This window comes from Rhizobium phaseoli, assembly GCF_001664385.1.
GTDB classification, from domain to species: domain Bacteria; phylum Pseudomonadota; class Alphaproteobacteria; order Rhizobiales; family Rhizobiaceae; genus Rhizobium; species Rhizobium phaseoli.
This window is the reverse complement of sequence record NZ_CP013536.1, coordinates 686,380-711,895: the sequence shown is the minus strand read 5'-3', so window position 1 is coordinate 711,895 and position 25,516 is coordinate 686,380. Positions and strand designations below refer to the sequence as shown.

Here is a 25,516-nt window from a genome sequence, read left to right as displayed (position 1 = left end):
CGCCCGAGCTGACCAGCAGCTTGGGCGGCATCACAAGTGCTTTCGTTGGCTTTCGTTAAGCGGCGCGCTGCCCGGTGCCCTGGATTGCGGCAAGCTTCCAGTCCCCGCCGGGCTTGCGCACGAACGTCCATATCTCGGTGCTCTCGCTCGGACGGCGGTCGTCGCCGGAAACGACACGGCCACTGTCGCGCTCGACCATGGCGTCGATTGAGGAATAGCGCATGGCGAGCGTCGCATATTCCTGGCCGTCCTCGCGCCAGGCTTCGGCGATATCGCCCTGCAGCAGCTTGACGTCGGAGACGCGGTTGCGCACGCCGTTGGTGGCGTTTTCGCCGAGCTCCTCGGCAAGATAGGACATTGCCTCGGGCGTCGTCAGTCGGCGCAGTGTGCCGTAATCCTCGGCGCCGTAAGCGGTCTGAACGTTGGCCAGCAATTCCTCGAACTGGTCGAGGTCGGCCTGGGCCAGCCCGATCTCATCGCTCGGCCGGTTGCCGCGCGACTGCCCGCCGAAACCGGCGCCCGAACCGATCGCCGGAATCTGGAAGGACGAATTGTTGGTGGGCGACATGCTATAGGACCGGCTCTGGCCGCCGGCGCCATAAGAAGGCTGGCGGCGGTTGGCGAAATAACGCATCGCCAGCATGATGGCGCCGCCGATCAGGGCGATCTGCAGCAACATGCCGAGGAAGCCGAAGCCACCGCCGAAACCGTGACCGAGCAGCATGCCGAGAAGGCCGCCGGCAATCAGGCCGCCGATCATCGAACGGCCGAAGCCGTTGAAGAAGCCAGGGCGCTGCTGGGCATAGCCGGGCTGCTGCGTGTTGTAGGGTGCGGTCGTCTGCGGGCGTGGCGTCATCGAGCGTTCGATCGGCGCAGCCGGGGCAGGTGCGGTGCGAGTGACCGGTGGGGCGCTGAAGGTCCGCGTGCCGCGGCTTCCGAATCCACCGAATCCGCCGGCGCGGCGCGCATCGGCATCGCTGATCGTGGCAAAAACGGTAGCGCTCGTCAGTACGGCAATGGCGGCGATCCTGGCAAAACGCGAAACGGCACTCGGCATTTCTTGGTCTCCTGTCATGCACAATCACGGCATGTCGGGATAGAATATAGGTACTGTTTCCGCCGTTTGAAGTTCTCGGCCGCTTTACTGGCAGACATCGACCCAGCTGGCGCCTGTCAAGGCGGCGAGCCGCCCGGTCGCGATCCGCACCGCCGAATTCGTCGAACCGGCCGCGGGCAGGACTTCGTCGAAACGTTTCAGCGAAATATCGCAATAGACCGGCAGCGGTGCGGGTAGGCCGAAGGGGCAAACGCCGCCGACCGGATGGCTGGTGAGCGCCACCACCTCTTCGGCGTCGAGCATGCGCCCTTTGGCTCCGAAAGTGTCCTTGAACTTGCGATTGTCGAGCCGGGCCGTGCCGCCGGCGACAACGAGCATCATCTGCTCGCCGACACGCAGGCAGATCGTTTTGGCGATCTGCGCAGGCTCGACGCCGTGGGCCTCGGCGGCAAGCGCCACCGTCGAGGAGCTCTCGGCGGTTTCGATGATATCGATATCGGGTGCATGCGCACGCAGGAAGGCGCGGACGGATTCAAGGCTCATGCCGTCATGCTAGACCAGCATAAACACAATTTGAAGTGCAAAAGAGCTGCACTGAAAAGCGGCGCTTGCAAGTCTTTCCGACGCTGTCATAATAATTTTGCACACGTGCTCAATTTTGTCATTCGGCCGTTACGTTCAGCCCATAGAGCGGGACATGTCACGTTTTCGTGGGGTTTCGGAGCGGCCGTCAAGCGACAGTGCTGACCCGTCAAGAGGCCTCACACTGCTCTTCCAGGGAGACGAAGAAAATGACCATATTGCCGACGTTGAAATCACTTACGATCGCGGCCGCCATCCTGGCCTCGACCTCCGCCTTTGCGCTTGCCAAGGACGTTACCATCAGCGTCTGGGCCGGCGGCACCGGCCCCAACGACACCTATCGCCTCGACGCCATCGAGATCGCAGCCCAGCAGCTGCAGCGCGAAGCCGCCCTCAAGGGTGAGGACCTGAAGATCACCATCGAGAAGAAGCCCTATTCCGCCTGGGAGGACTTCAAGCAGGCGCTGACCCTTGCCGCCGAAGCCAAGACCGCCCCGAACATCGTCGTCAGCGGCCATGAAGACATCGCGCCGTGGTCGCAGGCGGGCCTCATCGTTCCGATCGAGGATTATGTCGATCTCGACTCCTGGCCGCTCAGCGACATCTACGAGAACCTGCTGAAGATCGCCTCTTACAACGGCACCGTCTATGGCATTCCGCAGGATGCCGAATCCCGCCCGATGTTCTTCTGGAAGCCCTATATGAAGGCGATCGGCTACAGCGACGCCGATCTCGATGCGCTGCCGCAGAGCGTTCAAGACGGCAAATACACGATGAAGAATCTGCTCGAAGACGCCAAGAAGATGCAGGACAAGGGCCTCGTCCAGCCCGGCTACGGTTTCTATCCGCGCACCAGCAACGGCCCTGATTACTGGCAGTTCTACACCTCGTTCGGCGGCACGATGGAAGAAAACGGCAAGCTCGTTTTCGACAAGCCGGCGATGACCCGCACCTATCAGTTCTTCGCCGATGCAGTTAAGGCAGGCGTCACCAAGAAGAACCACATCGGCATGCCGGGTGATCAGTGGTGGAAGGAAGTCGCCACCGGCAAGGCCGGTATCTGGGACGGCGGCACCTGGCACTATGCCCGCCTCGTCAACCAGGAAGGCCTCAAGGACTTCTTCGGCAATGTGATCTTCACGCTGATCCCGGCCGGCGAAGGCGGCAAAGCCAACACGCTGACTCACCCGCTCGTCTACCTCCTGACCGCAGGTCACGACCAGGAAGAGACGGAGATCGCCGCCCAGCTGGTCAAGATCGCCTCCGAGCCGCGCACCAACGCTCTGCATGCGGTCAAGTCTGCCCATCTCGGCATCTCCAAGTCGGAATCCACCGTCGACTTCTACTCGGCCGACCGCTGGACCCGTGAAGCCACCGAGCGCCTGCTGCCGCATGCCAATGCGATGCCGAACAATTCCGATTTCGGCAAATATTGGAACATCATGTGGAAGAACCTCGAAGCATCCTGGACCGGCGCCAAGACCGTCGACGCCGCCATCGGCGATGCCGAGAGCGAGCTGAAAAGCACGCTCGGCGACAAGATCGTCATCCGCTGAAGTCGAAGCACTCTTCCGGGCAGCGGCGACCCCGCTGCCCGGTCGGCCCGCGAGGAGGCTTCCATGAAATCGTCCAGAACGCTCGGACTGGTGATGATCGCGCCGGCGGCAATCATGATCGTCCTGTTCTTCCTGATGCCGGTGGTTCTGACGGCGGTCTTCTCGATGACCAATATGACGACGGCGACCGGCATTTCCGGCGGCGTCTACCAGATCGCGCCCAATTCCCTGATCGCGCTGAAATCGGCGATGCCCGAGATCGCCGCCGAAATGGCCGAACCGCGCTACACGATCGATGAGGCGGGCCTCAAGGCCGTCGAGGGCCTCGGGCTGGCGCCTGACATCGCCGCCGAATTGCGCGCCAAACATATCGGCGAAGTCTTTCCGACACGCCGCGACGTCGAACGGATGATCAAGGATCTCAGCGAACGGCCTTCGACGCGCGACGTCAAGCAGATTTCCGAACAGTTCAACCGCTCCGTGCTGAACACCCGCTTCGACAGCAAGGAGCAGCTCTTCTCGGCGCTGGACGGCCTGGGTTTCAAGCTGACGCCGGAGCAGAAGGAAACAGTCGCCACGATCACCTATACCGGCTGGATCTGGACATCAGACAATTTCTCGCGCATGACCACGTCGCCTGATATGGCGCGGGTGCTTTTCAACACCGCCCTCTACGTCGCGCTGGTGCTGGTGTTCTTCAATGTCGGTTATGCGCTGCTGCTTGCCATCTGGACGCATTATATGCCGCCGACGCCGGCCTCGATCTTTCGCGGCATCTGGCTTCTGCCGCGCATCACCCCCGTCGTCATCTACGTCATGCTGTGGAAATGGCTCGCCTGGGACACCGGTTTCATTTCGATCCTGATGGGTAAGTTCGGCTATCCGCCGAAGAACTACCTGCTCGACAACGCTTATAATGCCTGGTTCTTCGTCGTGCTGATCAACGGCTTCATCGGCGCCTCGATGGGCATGCTGGTGTTCTCCTCGGCGATGAAGGCCATTCCGAAGAGCCAGTTTTATGCCAGCGAGGTCGACGGCGCCTCGCGCTGGCAGCAGATCCGCTACATCATCCTGCCGCAGATGCGCTGGCCGATCCTCTTCGTCACCTGCTACCAGACGCTGTCGCTGCTCGCCTCCTTCAATGAAATCCTGCTCGCCACCAATGGCGGACCGGGCAACGCGACCGAGGTCTGGGCGCTCTCCGCCTATCACACCGCGCTCAGGAATTATGCCGGCAATCTCGAATACGGGCTGGGCGCGGCCATGGCGCTGGTGCTCGTCGTCATCGGGGTGATGCTGTCGCTCCTTTATCTGCGCGTCTTCAACTACGGCACGCTTGTCGCCAAGCCCCTGATCGAGGACTGACCATGGCCGAACAATCGCAGCCCTCGGCAAATTATCGCAGCTGGCCCGTCATCACGGCGCTGACCATTGTCAGCCTGCCGCTGCTCCTGATGTATCTTTATCTCTTCCTCGACACGGTGACGGTGAAACAGCCGGATGCGCTGCTGCCTTCCGGCCTGACACTCAATCACTGGCGTTTCCTGTGGCAGACGACGGCGGGCAAGGCGAATATCTGGCAAGTGACGGTGAATACGCTGCTGTTTTCGGCCTGCACCACCAGCCTGGTGCTCATCGTCTCGTCGATGGCCGGCTATGTGCTGTCGCGGCTGAACGTGCCGGCGCGCGGCTTCTTCCTTGCCGGCGTCATGGTGCTGCACGCCTTCCCGTCGGTGACGCTGATCATCGCCATCTTCATCGTGCTGCAGATGATCGGCCTCTACAATTCGCTGATCGGCGTCATCCTGGTGAAGGCGGCGATCGACCTGCCGCTCGGCATCTGGCTGATGAAGGGTTTTTACGACACCGTGCCCTGGGAAATTGAAATGGCCGGCGTCGTCGACGGCGCCTCGCGTTTCCGGGTCTGGCGCAGCCTCGTGCTGCCGCAGGTCAAGCCCGGCATCATGGCGCTCGGCCTGTTTTCCTTCCTCGCCGGCTGGGGCGAGTTCATCCTGCCGCAGGTGCTGGCGCCGGGAAATGACGTGCAGGTTCTGTCGGTCTATCTCGCCGGCTTCCTCGCCGACGACAACAATTACGATTTCAATATGTTCAAGGCGGTCGGCCTCTTCTACCTCATTCCGGTTCTGATCGCTTACGCGCTCTTCAACAAATACCTCATGAACATCTACGGCGGCGGGAGCAAAGGCTGATGCGCATCCTCCTCGACAATTTCTCGAAGAGCTTCGGCTCCACCAAGGTCATCGAGAATATGCAGCTCGAAGTCGGCAACGGCGAAATGCTGGCGCTGCTCGGTCCTTCCGGCTGCGGCAAATCGACGACGCTTTTTGCGGTCTGCGGCATTCACCGGCCGACCAGCGGACGCATCCTCTTCGGCGACCGCGATGTCACCGACCTGCCGAGCCAGGCCCGCAATGTCGGCGTTGTCTTCCAGTCCTATGCGCTCTACCCGCACATGACGGTCGCCGAAAACATCGGCTTTCCGCTGAAGGTAAAGGGTGTGCCTGCCGCCGAGATCCGCAAGGAGGTCGACAAGATCGCCGCCCTCGTCCAGATCGGCAATCTGATGGGCCGGCGGCCGGCCGAGCTTTCCGGCGGCCAGCAACAACGCGTGGCGCTGGCGCGCGCCCTGATCCGCAAGCCCGACGTGCTGCTGCTCGATGAACCGCTCGCCAATCTCGACGCCAAGCTGCGCCTCGAAATGCGCTCGGAAATTCGCCGCCTGCAGCGCGAGACCGGCATCACCGCGATCCTCGTCACCCATGACCAGGTGGAAGCGATGAGCATGTGCGACCGCATCGCCATCATGAAGGAAGGCGAGATCGTCCAGATCGCCACGCCCGCCAAAATGTACAATGATCCGAAGACCGCCTTCGTCGCCGGCTTCCTCGGCAATCCGCCGATCACTTTCCTGCGCGGCGTCATGGACAAAGGTGCCTTCATAGTCCCCGAGAGCGAGATCCGCGTGCCGCTGCCAAGAGCCATCGGCGCCGCCGAGGGCAGCAAGCTGATGCTTGGCGTCAGACCGGAGCATTTCACACCGGCGGGTGATACCCCCGTCACCGGCAAGATCACCTTCGCCGAGACACAGGGCCGCGAAAACCTCTATGACGTTCACCTTGCCGGCGGGCCGCTGCTGCGTTCGATTCAGCCGGTGCGCAACGATATCCATGTCGGCGACCATGTCACCTGGGCGATCGACAGCCGTGGCGTGTTCGTCTTCGACGAAAATGGCAGGAGGATTTGATGACCCGCGATTTTTCCGCATTTTTCGCGCGTTACGGCTGGCCGTCGGACAAGGGCCAGCTGCCCTTCTGCATCGGCCATCGCGGCGCCAGCGGCCATGAACGCGAGAACACGATCGCCGCCTTCCGCCGCGCTGCCGAACTCGGCGCCGAGATGTGGGAGCTCGACACGCAACTGACCCGCGACGGCGTGGTCGTCGTCTCGCATGACGATCATCTCGAGCGCGTCTTCGGCATCGACCGACGCATTTCCGAAATGACGGCGGCCGAGCTTGCCGCCCTCGACGGCGTCGATGTGCCGCGATTTTCGGAGGTCGCCGCGCTTGCCCGCGAGACCGGCACCGGCCTCTATGTCGAGCTCAAGGCGCCGGGGACCGGCCTGCTCTGCTGGCGCCTTCTTGCCGAGATGAACCAGCGTTTCGCCTGCCTCGGCTCCTTCGATACGGCGCAGGTGCGCGAACTCCGCGACGCGGGCTGCGATTTTCCGCTTTCCGTGCTGATCCGCGTCGGCCACGATCCGCATGCGCTGGCCGACGAGGCCGGCGCCGATATTCTGCATCTCTGCTGGGAGAGGGCAGGGGATCGGCCGCAGGATCTGGTAACCGCCGCGCTGATGCAGCGTGCCTTCGAGGCAGGCCGCGAGATCGTGCTCTGGCACGAAGAACGGCGAGCCATCCTCGATGATATCATGAAGCTTCCGGTTCTCGGTATCTGCACGGATCTGCCCGATCTGATGCGGCCGTCGGCAGAGAGGGAAAAAGCAGTTGCCAGACAGGGATAAGGGACCGCGCAAGGTAACCTCCTTCGATGTCGCCCGGGTGGCCGGCGTCTCGCGTGCGGCCGTTTCGCGCGCCTTCACGCCGGATGCCAGCGTCTCGCCGAAAACCCGGGAAAAGGTCTATCAGGCCGCCAAGGAGCTCGGTTACCGGGTGAACTATCTTGCCCGAAGCCTCACAAACAAGCGCTCAGATCTCGTCGGGGTCGTCGCCGCCGGCCTCGACAATCCGTTCCGCACATTGCAGATCGAAAATCTGGCGAGAGTGCTGCTTGCCCGCAATTTCCGCCCGATCCTGCTGCCGACCTCGCAGCAGGCGGATACGTCGGCGGTGATCGGCCAGCTGCTGCATTACGCCGTGTCCGGCGTCATCGTCACATCGGACGCACCGCCGACCGCGATCTGCGAGCAATGTGCGGCCGAGGGCGTGCCGATCGTGCTGATCAACAAGGGCAACGATATTCCCTTTGTCGATCGCATCATCTCGGACGACCGCATGGCTGGCCATCTCGCAGCCACCCACTTGATCGAAAGCGGCGTGCGAAAGCCCGCGGTGATGGCCGCACCCGCCATATCTTATACGGCCCGACAGCGCAGCGAGTCCTTCATTGCCCGCTGCAAGCAGCTCGGCGCCGAGCCGCAGTTGCTGCAGATCAGGATCAACGACTACCGTAGCGGATATGATGGGGCCGGCCAACTTGCCGGATCAGGCATTGACGGCTTGTTCTGCGCCAACGACTACATGGCCTGCGGCGTCCTCGACCGCGTCATGCAGGGTCGCGGCCGCGACGACGCGCCGCCGCTATCGATCATCGGCCATGACGATATTCCGCAGGCGAGCTGGACCGCCTATGAGCTGACGACAGTCCGACAGCCTTGCGATGTCCAGGCCGAACAGACTGTCGATCTGCTGATGAGCCGGATAGCCGAGCCGGACCTGACGGCGCGGGTCGAATTCACGCCGGTGACTTTGGTAAAAAGAAGGACTGCCTGATGAAATCCCCATTCGATAGCGCTGCCATCAGCGCCCGGGCGGAGGTCGCGGTCGCCGTTGCGCTCGAGGTCGGTCGGGAAGCGGCACGTTTTCGGAGCGACTCCAATCCCGGTACCCTCGCCGTCGAGAACAAGGGATTGCAGGATTTCGTCACCGTCGCCGACAGAAGGGCCGAGCAGGCAATCCGCGACGGACTCATCTCGCCCTTTCCGGATGACATGTTCATGGGGGAGGAAAGCGGCGGCCGATCGGGCGCGACCGGCACTTGGGTCGTCGATCCGATCGACGGCACGACCAACTACATCAGGGGCTTTCGTTACTGGGCAGTTTCGATCGCCTTCGTGGTCGGCGACAAGATCGAGATCGGCGTCGTCTACGACGCGGCCGAGGATAAAGTCTTTCATGCCGTGCGCGGCGGCGGCGCCTTCAAGGACGGGCTGCCGATTCACGCGGCGGCGACCATCGATCCAGCCAATGCGCTGGTCATTCTGGGCCATTCCCGCAGGACCAGCTTCGACGACCATCTCGCGCTCTCCAGGCGCCTGCATGAGCGCGGCATGGATTATCGCCGCACGGGCGCGGCCGCTATCGACCTCATCCGCATCGCCGAGGGTGCGGCCGATCTCTATTACGAACGCCACCTCAACGCGTGGGATATGCTCGCCGGTGCGCTCATCGCCCAAGAGGCCGGCGCGACCGTGGCGATGCCGCCGCTCGAAAGGCTGCTTGCGGCTGGCGGACCTGTCATTGCCCATGCGCCGGGGCTGGCAAGCGAATTCGCCTTCATCCTTGAGAACGAGGGGCTGTCACTCGCCGGCTAAAGCCCGCTGCTGAAGGTATCCCGTCGTCTGGAACGGCCGCACATTTCCGGGCGAGTTAGCCGGCCACGCGTCGGCGCCAGGCGCGTTCGGTCGCCGGCGCCTCGTCGGTGGTGATCTGATCCGGCTTCAGCGCCATCAGCGCCGAAAAGCTCCGCCATTCGTCTTCGCTGAACCCAACCTCCGGATCCTTCAGCGTGAAGGTCCATGCATCGACGCGTTTGCCTTCGTCACGGCAGAGGCCTATCACGTCGAGGCCATCCTTGGCGGCAGCAAGGATCAGCGGCCAGTGGAGATAGACCGTGTCCGGTTCGGACGGGCCGCTGAGGTCGGCGCGCAATTCCGTTTCAACTGCCTTCCAGCCGCCGGCCTGCCTGATATCGTAAAGCTTGTCGGTCGGGTCGATGCCGCGCAGCAGATGCGGAAGCTTTTCCTTGACGGCGACGATGAGGTCGAGACTGCCGGCGCTGACGATTACCGAGGCGGAGACATCGCGGAAATGTTCGGCAAGGTGCGCTATGCCGCCGACGCCGATCGCTTCGTAATCGTCCTTGATGTCGAATTGCAGCAGTGCCGCCGGGTGCGATGATTGCATCATGGCGGCGAGATCCTCGCTGAGGGTCAGCGGCCGGTCCCCGTCCTTCATCCTGATCTTGCGGAGGTCAGCGAGGCTCGTGCCGGCGATCGGTCCATGGCCTGTCGTTTCACCTTCGAGCTCGCTGTCGTGCAGCACGACGAAACCGCCGTCGGCGCGCACGCGCAGATCGAGCTCCATCGATGCGCCTATCGCAAAACCCTCCGCCATTACCTCGGCGGAGAACAGCCGATCGGCAAACCGCTTGCGCAGCCGGTGCCATTTCAGGCGGGTGCGTTGCCCCTCGTGCAAAATCTCCAGGCCCTGCGCATCCAGCAATTTTGTCATCCGCATCCGGTCTCCGCGATGCCACTCTCCTGCCTTGCCAAGCCGCAATTATCAAGACCCGAATATGGGTTTCAGCGACTGTAGGCTGCAGCTATCGCCTCTGCCGCGGCGGCGATATCCGCGGCACGGCCCGCCTGCCTGAGAGCTGCGCCGTAGGCGACAACATTCGAAAGCACCGTCTGGAATGCGGCGCGCGGACCTGTGTGATTCAACCGCACGAGATGGGCGGCGGCCCCGGTGCCTGCGGCCAGTTCGACACCCAGGCACCCGGCGGATGCGATCAGCGCCGCCGGCGTCAGCCCCTCCGGCATCCTTACCGCCGTCACTAGGTTCGAAGCCTTTGCCGCCGGCACCCAGCTTCCGGCGCCGAGTGCGGCAAGCCCGGCCCGCGTCGCCGATGCCGCCTGCGCATGGCGGCCAATGACATTCTCCAGCCCCTCGGCCTCGACGCGGTCGAGCGCGGCCGCCAGCGCAAAGAATTCCAGCGGCGCCGGCGTTCCCGGCAGGACGCGCCGGCCGTCGTCGATCCATCGCTTCAGATCGGCCAGCGACAGGATCGAATCGCGCGGCGCGCCGTCCTTGAGAATGAGATCCCAGGCACGCTGACTGATGGAGAGCGCAGAGACCCCCGCCGGACCACCGAGCGCCTTCTGCGGACCGATCACCGCGATGTCGATGCCGAGATCGTCGAGCTCGAGCTGATGTCCGCCGACCGAGGCGACCCCATCGACGACGGTGACGATGCCGCGGGCGCGCGCCAGCGTGAGGATCTCTGGCAGCGGGTTGAGAATGCCGCTCGCAGATTCCGCGTGAACCACGGCGAGCACATCGATGTGAGGGCCGGCATCGAGCGCTTTGGCGACGGCGTCAATCTCGACCGGCAGGCCCGGTTCGGCGACGAGATTCCGAACGGTTGCGCCGCCTCGCCGCAGCCACTGCCCGAACCAGTCGCCATAGGGACTGGTGACGAGGTTGAGGGCTGAAAGGCCGGGACGCGCGAGACTGACGGCTGCCGCTTCCAGCGCGACCACCGCCTCTGCCTGCACCAGCACGATATCGCCCCGGCTGCGCAAGATGCCGCCGATCCTGTCGGCGAGGACGGCATAGCGCTCCGCAGGATAGGAGGGCACGCCGTGCAGGGGATTCCAACCAAGATCGGACATGGGCTTCTCCTTCAGGACGGATCGGTCATGAGGCGAGGCACGGCGGCAACAAGCGCGCGGGCGGCCTCCGATTGCGGCGCTGCAACGACTGCCGCCGCCGGACCGGTCTCGACGATCCGCCCGCCGTCCATGACGGCGATGCGGTGGGAGACGGCGCGGACCATGGCAAGATCGTGCGAAATGAACAGACAGGCAATGCCGTGCTCCTTCTGCAGCGCGACCAAAAGTTCGAGGATCCTGCCGCGCACGGTGACGTCGAGCGCCGAGACCGCCTCGTCGAGCACCAGCAGCGACGGCCTTGTCGCGATCGCCCGGGCAATCGCCACACGCTGGCGCTGACCGCCGGAGAGCGCGCGGATCGGCCGGCGGGCATAGTCGGCAGGCAGGCCGACACGTTCGAGAAGCATGGCGATCTCGCCGGCACGCCGGTCTTTCGACACGACGCCGTGGATGCGCAAGGGATCCTCGAGCACCGAGCCGACATTCGCCAGCGGGTTGAAGGCGGCGAGCGGATCCTGGAACACCATCTGCATGCGCGCCCGCCGGCGGCGCAGGGCAGCACCCTTCAACGTCAGCCAGTCCTCTCCTTCGAAGCGGATCGTACCGGCATCACAGGAGAGAAGCCGCAGCAGGAGCCGCGACAACGTCGATTTTCCGCTGCCCGAGGCACCGACCAGACCAAGCGTTTCCCCGGCTGCGATCGTCAGCGACACATTGTCAAGGGCGGCGACCCGGCGGCCTGCCGACGAAAAGCCTTTCGAGATATTTTCGATGGACAGCAAAGGATTCATGGCGCCAGCTCTTCGATCAGCGGTGGCGTCGCGAGGTCGCGATGGCTGGCGATGAGAGCGGCGGTGTAGTCGCTCACAGGCGCCGAAAGCACCGGGCGGACGGGACCGGTCTCGACCAGCCGTGCATGGCGGAAGACGGCAATCCGGTCGACGAAGCCGGAAGCGAGCGCGATATCATGGGTGATGAAGAGCAGCGTCATGCCGTCCTCGCGCACCAGCCCGTCGAGCAGGCGGACGATCTCGGCCTGGACGACGACATCGAGGGCGCTCGTCGCCTCGTCGGCGATCAGCAGCGCAGGCTTGGCAGCGATTGCTGCTGCGATCGCCACCCGCTGGCGCTGGCCGCCGGAAAGCTGATGCGGAAAGGCCCGCAGCGCCTTCCCGGGCTGCGGCATCCGTACCCGTTCCAGCAGTTCCTCGGCCCTGATGGCGGCCTGTTTCCAGCTAAGCCCGAGATGACGCCTGGCGCCTTCGGCGATCTGTTCTCCGATTGTCAGGACAGGATTGAGGCTCGTGCCCGGATCCTGGAAGACGAAGCCGAAATCACGGCCCGGGCGCGGCGGACGGCCGAGCGCGGGCCAGAGCATTTCGCCGGTGACTTTCGTTCCCTCGGGCAGCAGACCGGCGAGTGCCCGGGCGAGCGTGCTCTTGCCGGAGCCGCTTTCACCGATGATTGCCAGCCTTTCGCCGGCGGCGATATCGAGATCGATGCGGTCGAGAGCGGCGGCAGCATTGTTTTTGTCGCGCCGATAGGTGACCGAAAGCTGCCGGAGGCTGCAGAAGATATCGCTCATGCCCCCCTCCTGCCGTCATCGCCAAGCGCCCTGCCGAAACCTTCGCTGAAGAGATGAACGCCGAGCACGGTCACGGCAAGTGCCGCGCCCGGTATGACGGAGAGATAGGCGGCCGAGCGCAGCACACTGCGGCCCTCGGCGATCATCGAGCCCCAGGTGGCGATATTCGGATTGCCGAGGCCGAGAAAGGAAAGCGCCGCCTCGGTGAGGATCGCGCCGGCGACGATGGTGGCGGAGAGCGCCAGCACCGGCGGCAACGCATTCGGCAGGATCTCGCGGAAGGCGATCTCCGCGGGATGCATGCCGATCACCCTTGCCGAGGCGACATAGTCCTGCTCGCGGATCGCCAGCACCTGGGCTCGCGTCAGCCGGGCCGGATCGGCCCATGCGCCAAGCGCGATGGCAAGCACGACGATCGGGGTCGACACCCCGATCGTGCTGACGAAGGCAAGCGCAAGCAGGAAGCCCGGCACGATCTGGAAGGCGTCGACCACGCGCATCAACGCCTCGTCGACGAACCCGCCGAAAAACCCGGCCGCCATGCCGACGCAGACGCCGAGGACCATGGCCGAAAAGGCTGCCGCGAGGCCGACGGCAAGCGAGGTTCGCGCGCCGTAGAGCAGGCCGGCGAGCACGTCGCGTCCGAGGCGATCCGTGCCAAGTGGAAAGGCCGGGTCGGAGAAGGGCGCAAGCAGCGCCCGCCCGGCGATCCTGAGGGGATCGCCGGGCGAGATGACGGGGGCAAGCAGCCCGAACAGGAGCAGGATGACCAGGATTGCAAATCCGGCCATGCCCTCCCACGTGCCGAGCAGACGCCGGAAACGGCTCATGCGCCACCCTCCGAAGCGCCGATGCGCGGGTCGAGCGCGGCATAGATGAGATCGACGAGGAAGTTCACCGAAATGACGAGAACGGCGCTGGTGACGACGATGCCCATCAACAGCGGCGCGTCGCGGCCATTGACCGCGTCCTGCGCCAAGCGCCCGAAGCCGGGGATCGCAAAGACGCTCTCGATCACCACGCTGCCGCCGAGCAGGGCCGCCGATTGCAGCCCGAGCATGGTGATGAGCGGCAGCAGCGCATTGCGCGCCACGTGGCGCAGCACGACGCGGCTGCGCGACAGCCCCTTGGCGCGGGCAAAGAGGACGAAATCGAGCTTCCAGGCCTCAGCCATGCCGGCCCGCATCACCCGCAGGAACAGGGCGAGATAAATCAGGGCCAGTGCGCCGACCGGCAGAACCAGATGATCCGATATGTCGAGCGCACGGGAAAACCCCGTCTTGCCCGAAGCGATCGTCTCGATGCCGGCGATCGGAAACCAGCGCAGCTTCACCGAAAAGGCGATGCTCAGGACCAGGCCGAGCCAGAAGCTCGGAATGGCATAGACGATCAGCGAGCCGATCGACAGCAACCGGTCGCGCAAGGTTCCCGGCCGCGCCCCGGCGAGGATGCCAAGCGCCGAACCGAGACCGAAGGAAAGTGCCGTCGCGCTGCCCATCAAAAGCAGCGTATTGGGCAGACGTTCGGCGATGAGCGCGCCGACCGGCCGGTCGAAGGCGACGGACCAGCCGAGATCGAGCCGGGCCAGCGAGGAAAGATAGAGCCAGAGCCGTGCCAGCACGGACCGGTCGAGGCCGTAGCTCTCGCGCAGCGCCTGCCTGAGTGCCGCATCGCCGCCACCAATCGCGCCGAGATAGGCGTCGACGGCATCGCCCGAGGCGGATTCGAGCAGGAAAAAGGTGAAGATCACCACGATCAGCAGCACCGGAATGCTGCTGATCGCCCTGCGCCTCAGGAGAGTGATTGCACGTTTCACGCCGGACAGGGCCTCTGGTGGAGATTTGCCGCCGATCTATCTTTGTTTTTACGCAATTCCGAACGCAAAACCGCGGCACACTTTTGCTAGAATTGCTCTATCACGATTGCAGCGCGGTATCGCCCCAGTTCGAGACGGCCCAGCGGGGATTGTCCGAAACGTTGAGGACGCTGTCACGCGCGACGGTGATGAAGCCCCACTCCGCGACGTTGATCAGCGGCAGATCGGCGACGACGAGCTGTTGAAACTTGCGGTAGAGATCGGTGCGCGCCGCCGTGTCGACGGTCTCGGAGGCCTGCTTGATGATCTTGTCGAGCTCGGGATTGGCATAACCGCCCTGGTTGGAGAAGGGAACACCATCAGGGGTGCCGGACTGGACGAGAATGGTGGTGGAGATCGCCGGATCGCCGCGGAAGACCGGCGGGGCGACGGCAAGGTCGAAATCATGGTCGGTATAAACAGCCTTCTGATGCGCGGCCGCATCGGCATTGACGATCTCGGCATCGATGCCGATGGCGGCAAGCGCCTGGCGAAGGTAATCGCCGAACTGGCGGGTCTCGTTGAAATAGGGCGCAGGCCGGAGCTTCAGCGTGAAGCGCTTGCCGTCCGCCCCCTTGGCGTAGCCGGCCTTGTCGAGAATATCGTTGGCGACCGCGGGATTGAAATCATAGATCGCGACATCGGATGTATAGAATTCCGGCGCATTCTTCGGCACCGGACCGGTGGCGGCGGCGGCATAACCAAGGAAGATCGTGTCGACCACGAATTTCTTGTCGATCGCATGTGCGATCGCCTGGCGGACCCGGAGATCGGCGAGTTCCTTGCGGCGGTGATTGATCTCGACGACGAGCTGGTAGGTCAGGGCCTCATAGCCTTTCGAGATCACCTTGATGCCCTCGACCTTGGAGATGCGGTCGAGATCGGCCAGCGGCACCGCCGAGAAGGCGGCAAGCTGAATTTCGTCGGCTTCGAGCGCCGCCCCCGCCGACGCGCGGTCGGGCAGCACGCGGAAGACGATCTCGTCGAGCTTCGGCTGGTCCTTGTCCCAATAATTCTCATTGCGCGTCAGCTGGTAGTATTCGCCGGGCTTGTGTTCGGCGAACTTGAATGGGCCGGTGCCGATGAGCGTATTGTTGGCCGGATTGGTAGCGATATCGCTACCGTCGAAGATGTGCTTAGCGACGACGCTGGTGACGACGGGCAGGGCATTGCGGATGAGCTGGAACGGCGTCGGCTTGGAGAAGCGGAAGATGGCGGTGTAGTCGTCGGGCGTATCGACGGCTTCGAGATTGGCGAAGACCAGGCGGCCGAGATTCTGCAGCGGCTTCCATATTTTGAGGGCGGAGAAGGCAACGTCGACCGAGGTGAACGGCTTGCCGTCGTGCCAGGTGACGCCGTCGCGCAGCTTGAAGGTGACGGAACGGCCGTCGGCCGAGCCTTCCCAGGAGGTGGCGAGCCGCGGCGCAAGCCCGTCCTTGCCGTCGAACGAGGCTTCGGCCAGCGGTTCGATCACCTTGCTGGCGATGAAAAAGACGCCGTTTGAAGCGACGAGGGCAGGGTTGAGGTTCTTGGGCTCGGAATCGGCCGCAACGACCAGTCTCCCACCGCCAGGTGCTGTCTGCGCCAGCGTCTGGCGGGCGAGCGCCGTCGAGGCAAGCAGCAGGGCGGTGCCCTTCATCAGCGTGCGTCGCGAGATTTCTGGAATGGTCATGAGCCCTCCTGATCGATCGAAACCAGCCACCATATTCGACCCGAAACACCGGTTCGGATAGAGATTAGATTCGAATGATCGGGCTCCGCGAGACATTTTTTGTCACCCAGCCATTATATCCCCTGCCGTGCTCGCAGGGGCTGCCGAAGCCGGCAACCTTCAGACCTCCGTCAGCTGAAACGCGTCGCTTTCCCCTGCCACCAGTTCGAGCGGCCAGATGATGTTGCCACCGTCATTGGAATAGAATTCTCGATAGGCCGGCATGTGGGCGAGCAGCATCTGGCCGAGCGCCACGCCAAGATCGTACAGCGACATGCGGAAACAGCTGAGCGGCGGCTGCAGAAACCGGGCGCGCGGAGCATCGCGGAAGCCGATCACCGCGAGATCACGGCCGGGCATGACCCCCGATTCCATCAGGCGGCGGTAAAGGCCGATCGCCATCAACTCGTAGATCAGGATCACGGCCGTCGGCCGTTGCGCCAACAGCAGCAGTTCATGGCCCGCTTGGTAGCCGCCCTGTTCGCTCGATTTGACGCGGATGACGAGCGACTGATCAAAGGCGATACCGTGCCGCTCGAGCGTACGGCGATAGCTCTCGACAAAGACATAGCCGAGATTGACCTCGCTCGACGGCGCGGTAATTGCGATCCGGCGGTGGCCGCGCGCAACCAAGCGCTCGACGGCACGCTCGGCCACGCCCTCGAAATCGAGATCGATCCATGGGAAATTGTTCGCCGACAGACTGCGACCGACTGTAACGAACGGAATCTTTGCCCGCGACAGAAGATCGATGCGAGGGTCGATGCGCTGCGTATTCGAGATGATCATCGCATCGACGATGCGCCGCGCTACCATGCGCTTCAAATATTCGTGCGGGTCCTCATCGCTGGGGCAGGGCAGCATGACGAGATCGAGCTTGTGGCGGGCGAAGACGCTCTGCAAGCCACTGGTGACGCCGAGGAAGAAGTTATCGGCATTTTCGACCGCCTCCGCGCTGGATTCGATCATTAGGCCGATGACCTTGGTCTCTCCCTGCCTCAAGCTCCGCCCCGATTGGTTGGCGACATAGCCGAATTTCTTGGCCGCCGCCAACACCCGAAGACGAGTTTCCTCATTGACATCAGGCCTGCCGTTCAGCGCGCGGGAGACCGTTCCGATCGAGATATCCAGGGATTCGGCAAGCTGGCGTATCCCTTTCATCTGTTGTGTTTTTCCTCCCATCCGTAATTTCACAATTGGCCTCTATTGACTCCGCAAAATGTTTTCGCATACTGTCGTAAACGTTTACGGAGTGCATGTCACGAGGAGAGTTGACAGTATTCTCTGGAGGAAATCGTGAAATTCAGTGCCATTCTGTGCGGGTGCGGAGCTATGTCCAAAGGTTGGTTGCGGGCCATCGCATCCAACCCTGATCTCGCCGAATCCATCACCATCGTCGGCCTCGTCGACCTCAATCGCGAGACGGCCGAAAAGCTCGCTGCCGAGTTCGGCCTCGACAGCGCCGTCATCGGCTCGAATCTCTCTGAGGTCATCGCGGCAACAAAAGCCGATCTGGTCTTCGACATCGTCATTCCGGCCGCCCGCTACGATGTCGTTTCGACGGCGCTCAAGGCCGGCTGTCATGTGCTCAGCGAAAAGCCGATGGCGGCCTCGCTTGCCGAGGGGGCCGCGCTGATCGACCTTGCCGCCGAAACCGGCCGCATCCACGCCGTCATCCAGAACCGTCGCTTCATCTCCGGCATCCGGCGCCTGCGCCGTTTCGTCGACAGCGGCGCCATCGGTGAACTCACCGCCATTCATTGCGATTTCTTCCTCGCGCCCCATTTCGGCGGCTTCCGTGAAGAAATGGACAATGTCCTGCTGCTCGACATGGCGATCCACACCTTCGATGCCGCGCGTTACGTCGCCGACAGGAAGCCGCTCACCGTCTATTGCGTCGAGCGCAATCCGAAGGGGTCATGGTACCGGCACGGCGCCTCGGCGAACGCCATCTTCGAATTCTCCGACGACATCGTCTTCACCTATCGCGGCTCCTGGTGCGCCGAGGGCGAGCGCACCAGTTGGGAAAGCCAGTGGCGTCTCGTCGGCTCGAAGGGCATGCTCACCTGGGATGGCGAGGAGAGTTTCAAGGCGGCCGTCGCCGGCGAGGAGCCCGGTCTTTTGCGCGGCTCGATTGCCGTAAACGTTCCCGGTCCGGAACACGATGCCGAAACCCACGGCCATGCCAGCGTCATCGCCGATTTCATCGCCTCGATCCGCACCGGCAAACATCCCGAAACGGTCAATTCCGACAATATCAGAAGCCTGGCGATGGTCTTCGGCGCCATCGAAAGCGCCAAGACCGGCCGGCGCATCGAAATTTCAGCATAGGATCAACTGACGTGAGCAATCCTGCAAAATCCATTCGCATTGGCACCATGGTGAGCGGCAACAAGGGCGACGCCGCCACGCGCATCGGCCAGATTGCCGAGCTGGGCTTCGAGAGCTTCGAACCCTTCTTTTGGCAGACGACCAAGGGACAGAACCTCGCCGAGCTCGGCAAGCGCTGCCTCGACGCGATCGGCGACCGCGACATCACCATTTCGACGCTCGGCATGTTCGGCAACCCGCTGGAAGAGGACGCGATCGACCTGGAGACTTTGCAGGGCTGGAAGGACTGCATCGACAACGCCCATCATTTCGGTGCCACCTGCGTCGCCGGTTTCACCGGCCGCATTCGCGGTAAGCCGCTGACCGACAGTCTTCCGCGCTACAAAGAGATCTGGAGTGAACTCGCCAAACGCGCCGCCGATAAGGGCGTTAAGATCGCCTTCGAGAATTGCGCCATGGACGGCAACTGGGCAAGCGGCGACTGGAACATTGCTCACAATCCCGACGCCTGGGAACTGATCTTCAACGAGACGCCTGATGACCATATCGGCCTAGAATGGGAGCCGTGCCATCAGATGGTCTATCTGATCGATCCCATGCCGCAGATCCGCAAATGGGCCCACAAGATCTTCCACGTCCACGGCAAGGACGCGACCATCCGCTGGGAGGTCATCAAGGAGCACGGCATCTTCGGCAGGGAAAAGTTCGTCTTCATGCGCACGCCGGGCTTCGGCGACAGCAACTGGACCGACATCATTTCCGAACTGCGGCTTGCCGGCTGGTCGGGTTCGATCGACATCGAAGGCTGGCACGACCCGGTCTATCGCGACGAACTCGAAATGACCGGCCAGGTTCACGGGCTCAACTATCTAAAGAAATGCCGGGGCGGAGATTTCATTGTTGATCCCTGATCAACCGCCTAAGGTGGAGCGCCGCCGGGCTGGGAGGCCGGGCGGGGCGCCATGACTGACTAACTGGTCTTTTCGCGGCGCAGCCGCTTTTTTGGGAGGAAGGCATGAAAAGAATTGCAACACTTGCGCTAGCACTCGGCACGGCGATGCTGATGACATCGATCGGCCATGCCGAACAGAAGACCTTCAAGATCTGGTGGTTCGAGGAGCCGACCACGGCTCAGGGCATTGTCTGGAAGAAGGCGCTTGAGGAGTTCAAGGCGAAACACCCTGACATCAACGTCAGCTTCGAGCAGAAGACCTTTCAGCAGTTGCAGGCCTCAGGAGGCATGATCCTCAATTCCGACCAGGCCCCCGACGTGCTTGAGTACAACAAGGGCAACGCGACCGCTGGCTTGGTGGCAAGCCAGGGATTGCTGACCAATCTGGATGCCTACGTGAAGAAGGAGGGCTGGGACAAGATCCTTAACGAAGGCGATTTTGTCCTAAGCCGTTACGACGAAAAGGGCATCTATGGCTCCGGTCCTGTTTGGGGCGTGTCTGTCTTCGGCGAATATGTTTCGTGCTTCTACAATATCGACATGTTCGAAAAGGCAGGCCTCAAGCCGCCGACGACGCTTGAAGAGTGGGTCGCTGACCTGGAAGCCTTCAAGCAGAAAGGTCTCACGCCTCTCGCGCTCGGCGCCATCGACACCAGTGGCCAGCACTTGCTTGCCTCTCTCGCCTACACCAAGGCCGATGACGCCTGGATCCAGAATTATCAGGGTTTGAAGGCCCCACTCGACGGCGCGCCTTACCTCTATGCAGCGCAGACATTGGTCGACTGGGTCAGCAAGGGCTACATCAGCAAGGACTCCACGGGCATGAAGGACCCCGACGCAGCTCTGCTCTTTACCTCCGGCAAGGCACCAATGTACGTCTCGGGCACGTGGAATCTCGGCACCTTTGCCTCGACTATCAAGGACTTCAAGTGGGGTCAGTTCGTAATTCCAACGCCGAAATATTCTGTCGGCTCGACAGGCAATCTCTGGGTCGTTCCCAAGAGCAGCAAGAATCCCGATCTCGCCGCAGAGTGGATCAGCCTGACCTTGTCGCCGAAGTACCAAGCTGAACTCGGCAATGCGGGCGGCGTCCCGATCGCCGCTGATCTTTCCGCCATCACCAATCCGATCGGCAAGAACGCCGCAGCGGTTTTCAAGCAGATCTCTGACAAAAACGGCCTCGGTTTCTATCCTGACTGGCCGGTCCCCGGTTACTACGACGTGCTCAATCAGAAAGACACCGGCCTCTTCCAGGGCAGTCTGACTGCGGAGCAGTTCGTCGAAGAGATCAAGCAGGTCTACGACGACGCGCAGGAGAATCAGTAGCGCGACCTTGAACGCTGGGCTGCGCCTCCGGCGCAGCCCATTGTGGTAGGCTGAAGGAAGAATGATATGGCCATATCCAGCCAGAGATCGATCGACGGGTCACGAAGCTATAGCCTCTACCTCATCCCGGGGGTGATCGGCTTCATTCTGATCGTGCTCATACCGCAGCTTGCTAATATCGGGCTGAGCTTCACGGCATGGAAAGGCGTTGGCACGCCGCGGCCGGTCGGCCTGCAGAACTATCATCGCCTGCTTGCCGACGATCAATTCTGGGGATCGATGTACCACACGCTGCTGTTCATCGTCTCGATGACCGTGATACCCGTATGCATCGGCCTGGTACTGGTGGCTCTGCTGTTCGACTACGTCAGGGACCAATTCGGGGAATGGGTCTCAAGCTTCTTCAGGGCCGGTTTTTACCTACCGCAGATCCTGCCCGTAACGGTCGCGGGCGTGCTCTGGGGTTGGATTCTCAATCCCGTCGGTGTCATCAACATCACGCTAAAGGCTATCGGCCTTGACAATCTTGCCCAGAACTGGATCGGCGATGCGACATACGCGCTTGCTGCCGTCTCGCTCGTTATTGTCTGGATACAGGTCGGCTATTGTCTGGTGGTTTTCATGGCCGGTCTTTCGCGCATCGACCCTTCTCTCTACGAGGCTGCCGACCTCGACGGGGCGAACTGGTGGAGCCGGCTGGTGACACTCACCATTCCACTCCTGGCGCCGGAGATTTTCGTCGTTGTGCTGACGACGCTGATCGCAGCGCTTAAAGTGTTTGCGCCAATCTTCGTCATCACCGCCGGCGGCCCCGACAATTCCACCCTGGTACCATCCTATCTGACCTACTACCATTTCTTCACAACACAACGCGTCGGCTATGCCGCAGCTATCGCGGTCGTGCAAACGACTCTGACGATCGCTTTGGCTGTGATTTTCCTACGCTTCCAGAGCCGGCAGGAGTCGAAGGGGTAGATCATGGCTTACTCAGTTCTCAGCGATAGTAAGACCGAGGCAAAGGCGACGGCGGCAGCCGATGGCGCGAGACGCGATCCCATGCGGTGGGTGGTGCTGGCCATCCTAATCCTACTCCTCGCCTTTACACTCTTTCCTTTTTTCCTTGCTCTGCTCAACGCCTTCAAGGCGAGCACCGAATACGCAGTGGGCGGACCGCTTTCGATTCCTCGGTCGATCGATCTCACGGCGATCAAGAAATTCTGGACGGTGTCGGATTTCAGCCGCAAGCTGCTCAACAGTGTGGTGATCAGTCTCGCTGTTTCGGTTTTGGGTGTACTGATAAGCCTATTCAACGCCTATGCGATCGGGGTGGGCAAGGTGCCGGGGTCGCGAGTGATTTTGGTGGTCTTTCTTCTCGGCATTATGGTGCCGCAGGAGTCCATTATCTACCCGCTTTACTACATGGCGAAAGCGAGCGGCCTGTACGATACACAGCTTTCCGTGATCATCATTTTCGCGGTCCTGCAAAGCGCTTTCGGGACCTACCTGCTCTCGACCGTGCTGAGTACCTTTCCCAAGGAAATCCTTGAAGCGGCGGAGATGGATGGCTCGACCCACTGGAAAACGCTGTGGTTCGTAGTCGTCCCGGTGCTGAGGCCGTCGCTCATGGTCCTGGGAACCTTCTTTTTCATCTGGACTTGGAATGAATTCTTGATCCCGCTCGTCATGCTGGTTTCCAACAACAACCAGACGGTCTCGGTTGCCATGGGCCTCACCCGCGGACAGAACATGTCGGACCCGGTGCTGCAAGCCTCGGCCGCTTTCCTGGGTATAATACCGACCGTGATCTTCTTCTTGATCTTCCAGCGTACGCTAACGCGCGGCATCGCCGCTGGAGCGGTCAAGTGACGACGTTTTTCACCCTTGACCATCTTATCGGTCCCGGTTGGGGACCAGCAAGGTTTTCGGAATGAGCCAGGACATACAAATCGAACTCTCGGGCGTCGAGAAGCACTACGGCGCCTTTCACGCGCTCAAAAACGTCAACCTTTCAATTCCCAAGGGCACGTTCGTGGCGCTGGTCGGTCCGTCCGGATGCGGCAAGTCCACGTTGCTCCGTTCGCTTGCCGGGCTGGAAAGAATTACCGGCGGCACGCTGAAGATTGCCGGCAAGGTGATGAACGACGTGCCGCCGCGGGCACGCGATATCGCCATGGTTTTTCAGAGTTACGCCCTCTATCCGCATATGACGGTGGAACAGAACCTGACCTATTCGCTGAAAATGCACGGCGTTCCTAAGGCCGAGGCAAAGCAGAAGGCGGAGGAAGTCGCTGTCATCACCGGTCTTTCCCGGCTGCTCGACCGTTATCCGCGCCAGCTTTCTGGGGGCCAACGGCAGCGCGTCGCCATGGGCCGCGCGATTATCCGCAACCCTCAGGCCTTCCTGTTCGACGAGCCGCTTTCCAACCTCGATGCTGCGCTGCGTGTCTCGATGCGCAAGGAAATCCGCGCCCTGCACGACCGGCTGGGCGCTACCTTCGTTTACGTCACGCATGACCAGGTCGAAGCGATGACGATGGCCGACCACGTGGTGGTGATGCGCGACGGCGTGATCGAACAGCAGGGCGCGCCGCTCGAGCTTTACGATCGGCCGGCAAACCGCTTCGTTGCCGGTTTCATCGGTTCACCGGCGATGAATTTCATTCCGGCAATCGTCGCGGAAGACGGCAAGAGCCTGATCCTGGATTTCGGCGCGGTGAAGCAGACACTTGCCATCAACCGCGCCATCGAGCCCGGGCGCAAGCTCGTCGCGGGTGTCAGGCCTGAACATATCGAGGTTGTCGCTCCCGGGCAGGGCAGCTTCGACGTGCCGATTGCCTTCGTCGAATCGACCGGCTCTTCGACCTTCATCGTCGCGGCGACCGAGCCGGAATTGACGATCGTCGAGACGCGCCGCGACCGGGTTAAGGCGGGAGACATGATTGGCCTCTCGGTCGATCCGGCTCAGATCCATCTCTTCGATGCATCGACGGACCGATTGACATAACAATCGGTGGACAGGGGCGGCGGTCAGCTTCATAAAGCCATCATCGCCCTGGCGAAGGAATTGCCTCCGCACAAGTCACTCCGTCCCATCTGCAGCATCCGGATTGTTCATGGCATCCTCCCTGATATCAGCGCGTCTTTCACCGACCGCGTCGTCCCGCCTTGTCGTGCTTGCTGAAGCCGTAGTGAAGGCGGGCGAAACCGCCCGCGTCTCGCTGCGGCGGCGAACCTCTCGGGAAATGCTCGCCAAGGCGCCACGTGACTATCAGACCGAGATCGATGTCGCCGTCGAGCGGATCATCGTCGACGAGATGACCAAGGCCTTCCCCGACTATGCCATCCAGGGTGAGGAGGCGGTCGGCAACCGCACGGCCGGGCCCGACGCACCGATCATCTACATCGACCCGATCGACGGCACCACCAATTATGCCTGGGGCGTCCCGCATTTTGGCATGACGATCGCAATCGCCGAAGGCGGCAGTCTGGTGGCCGGCGTCGTCTATGACGCCATGCAGGACGAGCTGTTCAGCGCCGAGCGCGGCGGCGGCGCCTATCTCGATGGCGAGCGTATCCGCTGCGCCGATGTCGGCGACATCGAGAACGTGCTCATCGGTGCCGGGCTGCCGGTCCCCGGCCAGGTCAAGGCGGTGGCGGAAGAGACTTATTTCGACGCGATCAAACGCCTGATGGCCAACACGGCTGGCGTCCGCCGCCTTGGCTCGGCGGCTTTGTCGATCGCCTATGTCGCCTGCGGCCGGCTGGACGGCTTCTTCGAGGATGGGCTTTCGATCCATGATTTCGGCGCATCGGCGCTGATGGTCGAAGAGGCGGGCGGCATCGTCACCCGTTTTTCCGGCGCCGAAGTCGACGGGAAGGGCGATATCCTCGCCGCCAGCAAGGCATTGCATCCCTGGCTCAAGCAAGGCTTTCAAGGCAAAGCCTGATCGTTTTGACCCGGCAGCGACATAGATCTCAGCGTGATCTTCAATGGGCGGTATAGCCAGACTGCGCTCATGGCGCCCTTATGGAAATTGGCGGCGGGAGACACTATCTTTGGGCAAACAAGGAGACACCCAATGACCGAAGAACGTGCAGTGCTCGCCGGTGGCTGCTTCTGGGGTATGCAGGACCTCATCCGCCGATTGAACGGCGTGATTTCGACCCGCGTCGGCTATACCGGCGGCGATGTGCCGAACGCCACCTACCGCAACCACGGAACCCATGCCGAGGCGATCGAGATCATTTTCGATCCGGCCAAGACCAGCTACCGCGACATCCTCGAATTCTTCTTCCAGATTCATGACCCGACCACGCGCAATCGCCAGGGCAACGACGTCGGCATGAGCTATCGTTCGGCGATCTTCTATACCAGCCCCGAGCAGGAGCGCGTCGCTAGGGATACGATCGACGATGTCGACGCATCCGGCCTCTGGCCCGGCAAGGTCGTCACCGAAGTCGTGCCTGTCAGCGATTTCTGGGAGGCAGAACCCGAGCATCAGGATTATCTCGAACGTATCCCGAACGGCTACACCTGCCATTTCGTCCGGCCCGGCTGGAAGCTGCCGGCCCGCCAGAAGATCGCCTGAGGCAATTCATGCATGCATGCCGGACGCAACGCCGGCA

Annotated in this window: 25 protein-coding genes; 15 read left to right on the top strand and 10 right to left on the bottom strand. The window is 62.3% G+C overall.

Annotation, left to right across the window (positions count from 1 at the left end; genetic code table 11):
• Positions 1-55: 55 nt before the first annotated feature.
• Together AMC88_RS30435 and AMC88_RS30430 are read right to left on the bottom strand one after the other, a co-directional pair.
• Positions 56-1,057 carry a Tim44 domain-containing protein gene (locus AMC88_RS30435; protein ID WP_037146131.1) on the bottom strand — a complete coding sequence of 334 codons (1,002 nt, stop codon included), beginning with the start codon at positions 1,055-1,057 and terminating at the stop codon, positions 56-58.
• 84 nt (positions 1,058-1,141) lie between these two features.
• The gene (locus AMC88_RS30430; RefSeq protein ID WP_010004040.1) at positions 1,142-1,600 is read right to left on the bottom strand and encodes a YbaK/EbsC family protein; all 459 of its coding nucleotides are present in this window, start codon (positions 1,598-1,600) and stop codon (positions 1,142-1,144) included.
• 248 nt (positions 1,601-1,848) lie between these two features.
• Between AMC88_RS30430 and AMC88_RS30425 the strand changes: the two genes are divergently transcribed.
• The 7 genes from AMC88_RS30425 to AMC88_RS30395 all read left to right on the top strand — a co-directional run bounded on the left by AMC88_RS30425 (position 1,849) and on the right by AMC88_RS30395 (position 9,048).
• Positions 1,849-3,195, top strand: a complete 1,347-nt coding sequence (locus tag AMC88_RS30425; protein WP_064826377.1) for an extracellular solute-binding protein — start codon at positions 1,849-1,851, stop codon at positions 3,193-3,195.
• A gap of 63 nt (positions 3,196-3,258) precedes the next feature.
• Positions 3,259-4,560, top strand: a complete 1,302-nt coding sequence (locus AMC88_RS30420) for a carbohydrate ABC transporter permease (protein ID WP_016735532.1) — start codon at positions 3,259-3,261, stop codon at positions 4,558-4,560.
• Positions 4,561-4,562: 2 nt separating this feature from the next.
• Positions 4,563-5,405, top strand: a complete 843-nt coding sequence (locus AMC88_RS30415; RefSeq protein WP_012489752.1) for a carbohydrate ABC transporter permease — start codon at positions 4,563-4,565, stop codon at positions 5,403-5,405.
• A complete protein-coding gene (locus AMC88_RS30410) occupies positions 5,405-6,460 on the top strand; it encodes an ABC transporter ATP-binding protein (RefSeq protein WP_064823892.1) in 1,056 nt (351 codons plus the stop codon). The genes AMC88_RS30415 and AMC88_RS30410 overlap by 1 nt, the downstream gene beginning before the upstream one ends.
• Complete coding sequence (locus AMC88_RS30405) at positions 6,460-7,239, top strand: glycerophosphodiester phosphodiesterase (protein ID WP_037146127.1); 780 nt, start codon at positions 6,460-6,462, stop codon at positions 7,237-7,239. Before AMC88_RS30410 ends, AMC88_RS30405 begins: the two co-directional genes overlap by 1 nt.
• The gene (locus AMC88_RS30400; RefSeq protein WP_064826379.1) at positions 7,223-8,227 is read left to right on the top strand and encodes a LacI family DNA-binding transcriptional regulator; all 1,005 of its coding nucleotides are present in this window, start codon (positions 7,223-7,225) and stop codon (positions 8,225-8,227) included. The genes AMC88_RS30405 and AMC88_RS30400 overlap by 17 nt, the downstream gene beginning before the upstream one ends.
• A complete protein-coding gene (locus AMC88_RS30395) occupies positions 8,227-9,048 on the top strand; it encodes an inositol monophosphatase family protein (RefSeq protein ID WP_064826380.1) in 822 nt (273 codons plus the stop codon). Before AMC88_RS30400 ends, AMC88_RS30395 begins: the two co-directional genes overlap by 1 nt.
• Positions 9,049-9,103: 55 nt before the next feature.
• On the opposite strand, the gene AMC88_RS30390 is transcribed toward AMC88_RS30395, so the two are convergent.
• From AMC88_RS30390 to AMC88_RS30355, 8 genes are all read right to left on the bottom strand, one after another.
• Positions 9,104-9,973, bottom strand: a complete 870-nt coding sequence (locus AMC88_RS30390; RefSeq protein ID WP_064826381.1) for a glycerophosphodiester phosphodiesterase — start codon at positions 9,971-9,973, stop codon at positions 9,104-9,106.
• Between the two features lie 65 nt (positions 9,974-10,038).
• A complete protein-coding gene (locus AMC88_RS30385) occupies positions 10,039-11,130 on the bottom strand; it encodes a pyridoxal-phosphate-dependent aminotransferase family protein (protein WP_064826382.1) in 1,092 nt (363 codons plus the stop codon).
• 11 nt (positions 11,131-11,141) lie between these two features.
• The gene (locus tag AMC88_RS30380) at positions 11,142-11,921 is read right to left on the bottom strand and encodes an ABC transporter ATP-binding protein (protein WP_064826383.1); all 780 of its coding nucleotides are present in this window, start codon (positions 11,919-11,921) and stop codon (positions 11,142-11,144) included.
• Positions 11,918-12,715: an ABC transporter ATP-binding protein gene (locus AMC88_RS30375; RefSeq protein WP_064826384.1), complete on the bottom strand. Its 798-nt coding sequence runs from the start codon at positions 12,713-12,715 to the stop codon at positions 11,918-11,920. The genes AMC88_RS30380 and AMC88_RS30375 overlap by 4 nt, the downstream gene beginning before the upstream one ends.
• Positions 12,712-13,545: an ABC transporter permease gene (locus AMC88_RS30370; RefSeq protein ID WP_064826385.1), complete on the bottom strand. Its 834-nt coding sequence runs from the start codon at positions 13,543-13,545 to the stop codon at positions 12,712-12,714. The genes AMC88_RS30375 and AMC88_RS30370 overlap by 4 nt, the downstream gene beginning before the upstream one ends.
• Entirely contained in the window at positions 13,542-14,531 is a 990-nt protein-coding gene (locus AMC88_RS30365; protein ID WP_064823901.1) for an ABC transporter permease, read from the bottom strand. The genes AMC88_RS30370 and AMC88_RS30365 overlap by 4 nt, the downstream gene beginning before the upstream one ends.
• A gap of 100 nt (positions 14,532-14,631) precedes the next feature.
• Complete coding sequence (locus tag AMC88_RS30360) at positions 14,632-16,242, bottom strand: ABC transporter substrate-binding protein (RefSeq protein WP_064826386.1); 1,611 nt, start codon at positions 16,240-16,242, stop codon at positions 14,632-14,634.
• Between the two features lie 159 nt (positions 16,243-16,401).
• Positions 16,402-17,442 (bottom strand): substrate-binding domain-containing protein, encoded by a 1,041-nt coding sequence (locus AMC88_RS30355; RefSeq protein ID WP_064830282.1) that lies wholly within the window; start codon positions 17,440-17,442, stop codon positions 16,402-16,404.
• A 135-nt stretch (positions 17,443-17,577) separates the two neighbouring features.
• On the opposite strand from AMC88_RS30355, the gene AMC88_RS30350 reads away from it, so the two are divergent.
• The 8 genes from AMC88_RS30350 to msrA all read left to right on the top strand — a co-directional run bounded on the left by AMC88_RS30350 (position 17,578) and on the right by msrA (position 25,479).
• Positions 17,578-18,612: a Gfo/Idh/MocA family protein gene (locus AMC88_RS30350; protein ID WP_064826388.1), complete on the top strand. Its 1,035-nt coding sequence runs from the start codon at positions 17,578-17,580 to the stop codon at positions 18,610-18,612.
• An 11-nt stretch (positions 18,613-18,623) separates the two neighbouring features.
• The gene (locus AMC88_RS30345) at positions 18,624-19,523 is read left to right on the top strand and encodes a sugar phosphate isomerase/epimerase family protein (protein ID WP_016735545.1); all 900 of its coding nucleotides are present in this window, start codon (positions 18,624-18,626) and stop codon (positions 19,521-19,523) included.
• A gap of 104 nt (positions 19,524-19,627) precedes the next feature.
• A complete protein-coding gene (locus AMC88_RS30340) occupies positions 19,628-20,890 on the top strand; it encodes an ABC transporter substrate-binding protein (RefSeq protein ID WP_011427579.1) in 1,263 nt (420 codons plus the stop codon).
• Positions 20,891-20,956: 66 nt separating this feature from the next.
• Positions 20,957-21,865 carry a carbohydrate ABC transporter permease gene (locus AMC88_RS30335; RefSeq protein ID WP_064830281.1) on the top strand — a complete coding sequence of 303 codons (909 nt, stop codon included), beginning with the start codon at positions 20,957-20,959 and terminating at the stop codon, positions 21,863-21,865.
• Between the two features lie 3 nt (positions 21,866-21,868).
• Complete coding sequence (locus tag AMC88_RS30330) at positions 21,869-22,756, top strand: carbohydrate ABC transporter permease (RefSeq protein WP_081277779.1); 888 nt, start codon at positions 21,869-21,871, stop codon at positions 22,754-22,756.
• A 61-nt stretch (positions 22,757-22,817) separates the two neighbouring features.
• Complete coding sequence (locus AMC88_RS30325; protein WP_004680244.1) at positions 22,818-23,894, top strand: ABC transporter ATP-binding protein; 1,077 nt, start codon at positions 22,818-22,820, stop codon at positions 23,892-23,894.
• Between the two features lie 109 nt (positions 23,895-24,003).
• Positions 24,004-24,837: an inositol monophosphatase family protein gene (locus AMC88_RS30320; protein WP_011427575.1), complete on the top strand. Its 834-nt coding sequence runs from the start codon at positions 24,004-24,006 to the stop codon at positions 24,835-24,837.
• A gap of 132 nt (positions 24,838-24,969) precedes the next feature.
• Positions 24,970-25,479, top strand: coding sequence for a peptide-methionine (S)-S-oxide reductase MsrA (gene msrA, locus AMC88_RS30315; protein WP_064830280.1), 510 nt, complete (start codon positions 24,970-24,972; stop codon positions 25,477-25,479).
• The last annotated feature ends 37 nt before the right edge of the window (positions 25,480-25,516 follow it).

Bases quoted from the DNA above. Each gene is read 5' to 3' on its own strand.
- AMC88_RS30435 (WP_037146131.1), bottom strand. From the start codon at position 1,057: ATGCCGAGTGCCGTTTCGCGTTTTGCCAGGATCGCCGCCATTGCCGTA.
- AMC88_RS30430 (WP_010004040.1), bottom strand. From the start codon at position 1,600: ATGAGCCTTGAATCCGTCCGCGCCTTCCTGCGTGCGCATGCACCCGAT.
- AMC88_RS30425 (WP_064826377.1), top strand. From the start codon at position 1,849: ATGACCATATTGCCGACGTTGAAATCACTTACGATCGCGGCCGCCATC.
- AMC88_RS30420 (WP_016735532.1), top strand. From the start codon at position 3,259: ATGAAATCGTCCAGAACGCTCGGACTGGTGATGATCGCGCCGGCGGCA.
- AMC88_RS30415 (WP_012489752.1), top strand. From the start codon at position 4,563: ATGGCCGAACAATCGCAGCCCTCGGCAAATTATCGCAGCTGGCCCGTC.
- AMC88_RS30410 (WP_064823892.1), top strand. From the start codon at position 5,405: ATGCGCATCCTCCTCGACAATTTCTCGAAGAGCTTCGGCTCCACCAAG.
- AMC88_RS30405 (WP_037146127.1), top strand. From the start codon at position 6,460: ATGACCCGCGATTTTTCCGCATTTTTCGCGCGTTACGGCTGGCCGTCG.
- AMC88_RS30395 (WP_064826380.1), top strand. From the start codon at position 8,227: ATGAAATCCCCATTCGATAGCGCTGCCATCAGCGCCCGGGCGGAGGTC.
- AMC88_RS30390 (WP_064826381.1), bottom strand. From the start codon at position 9,973: ATGCGGATGACAAAATTGCTGGATGCGCAGGGCCTGGAGATTTTGCAC.
- AMC88_RS30385 (WP_064826382.1), bottom strand. From the start codon at position 11,130: ATGTCCGATCTTGGTTGGAATCCCCTGCACGGCGTGCCCTCCTATCCT.
- AMC88_RS30380 (WP_064826383.1), bottom strand. From the start codon at position 11,921: ATGAATCCTTTGCTGTCCATCGAAAATATCTCGAAAGGCTTTTCGTCG.
- AMC88_RS30375 (WP_064826384.1), bottom strand. From the start codon at position 12,715: ATGAGCGATATCTTCTGCAGCCTCCGGCAGCTTTCGGTCACCTATCGG.
- AMC88_RS30370 (WP_064826385.1), bottom strand. From the start codon at position 13,545: ATGAGCCGTTTCCGGCGTCTGCTCGGCACGTGGGAGGGCATGGCCGGA.
- AMC88_RS30360 (WP_064826386.1), bottom strand. From the start codon at position 16,242: ATGACCATTCCAGAAATCTCGCGACGCACGCTGATGAAGGGCACCGCC.
- AMC88_RS30355 (WP_064830282.1), bottom strand. From the start codon at position 17,442: ATGAAAGGGATACGCCAGCTTGCCGAATCCCTGGATATCTCGATCGGA.
- AMC88_RS30340 (WP_011427579.1), top strand. From the start codon at position 19,628: ATGAAAAGAATTGCAACACTTGCGCTAGCACTCGGCACGGCGATGCTG.
- AMC88_RS30335 (WP_064830281.1), top strand. From the start codon at position 20,957: ATGGCCATATCCAGCCAGAGATCGATCGACGGGTCACGAAGCTATAGC.
- AMC88_RS30330 (WP_081277779.1), top strand. From the start codon at position 21,869: ATGGCTTACTCAGTTCTCAGCGATAGTAAGACCGAGGCAAAGGCGACG.
- AMC88_RS30325 (WP_004680244.1), top strand. From the start codon at position 22,818: ATGAGCCAGGACATACAAATCGAACTCTCGGGCGTCGAGAAGCACTAC.
- AMC88_RS30320 (WP_011427575.1), top strand. From the start codon at position 24,004: ATGGCATCCTCCCTGATATCAGCGCGTCTTTCACCGACCGCGTCGTCC.
- msrA (WP_064830280.1), top strand. From the start codon at position 24,970: ATGACCGAAGAACGTGCAGTGCTCGCCGGTGGCTGCTTCTGGGGTATG.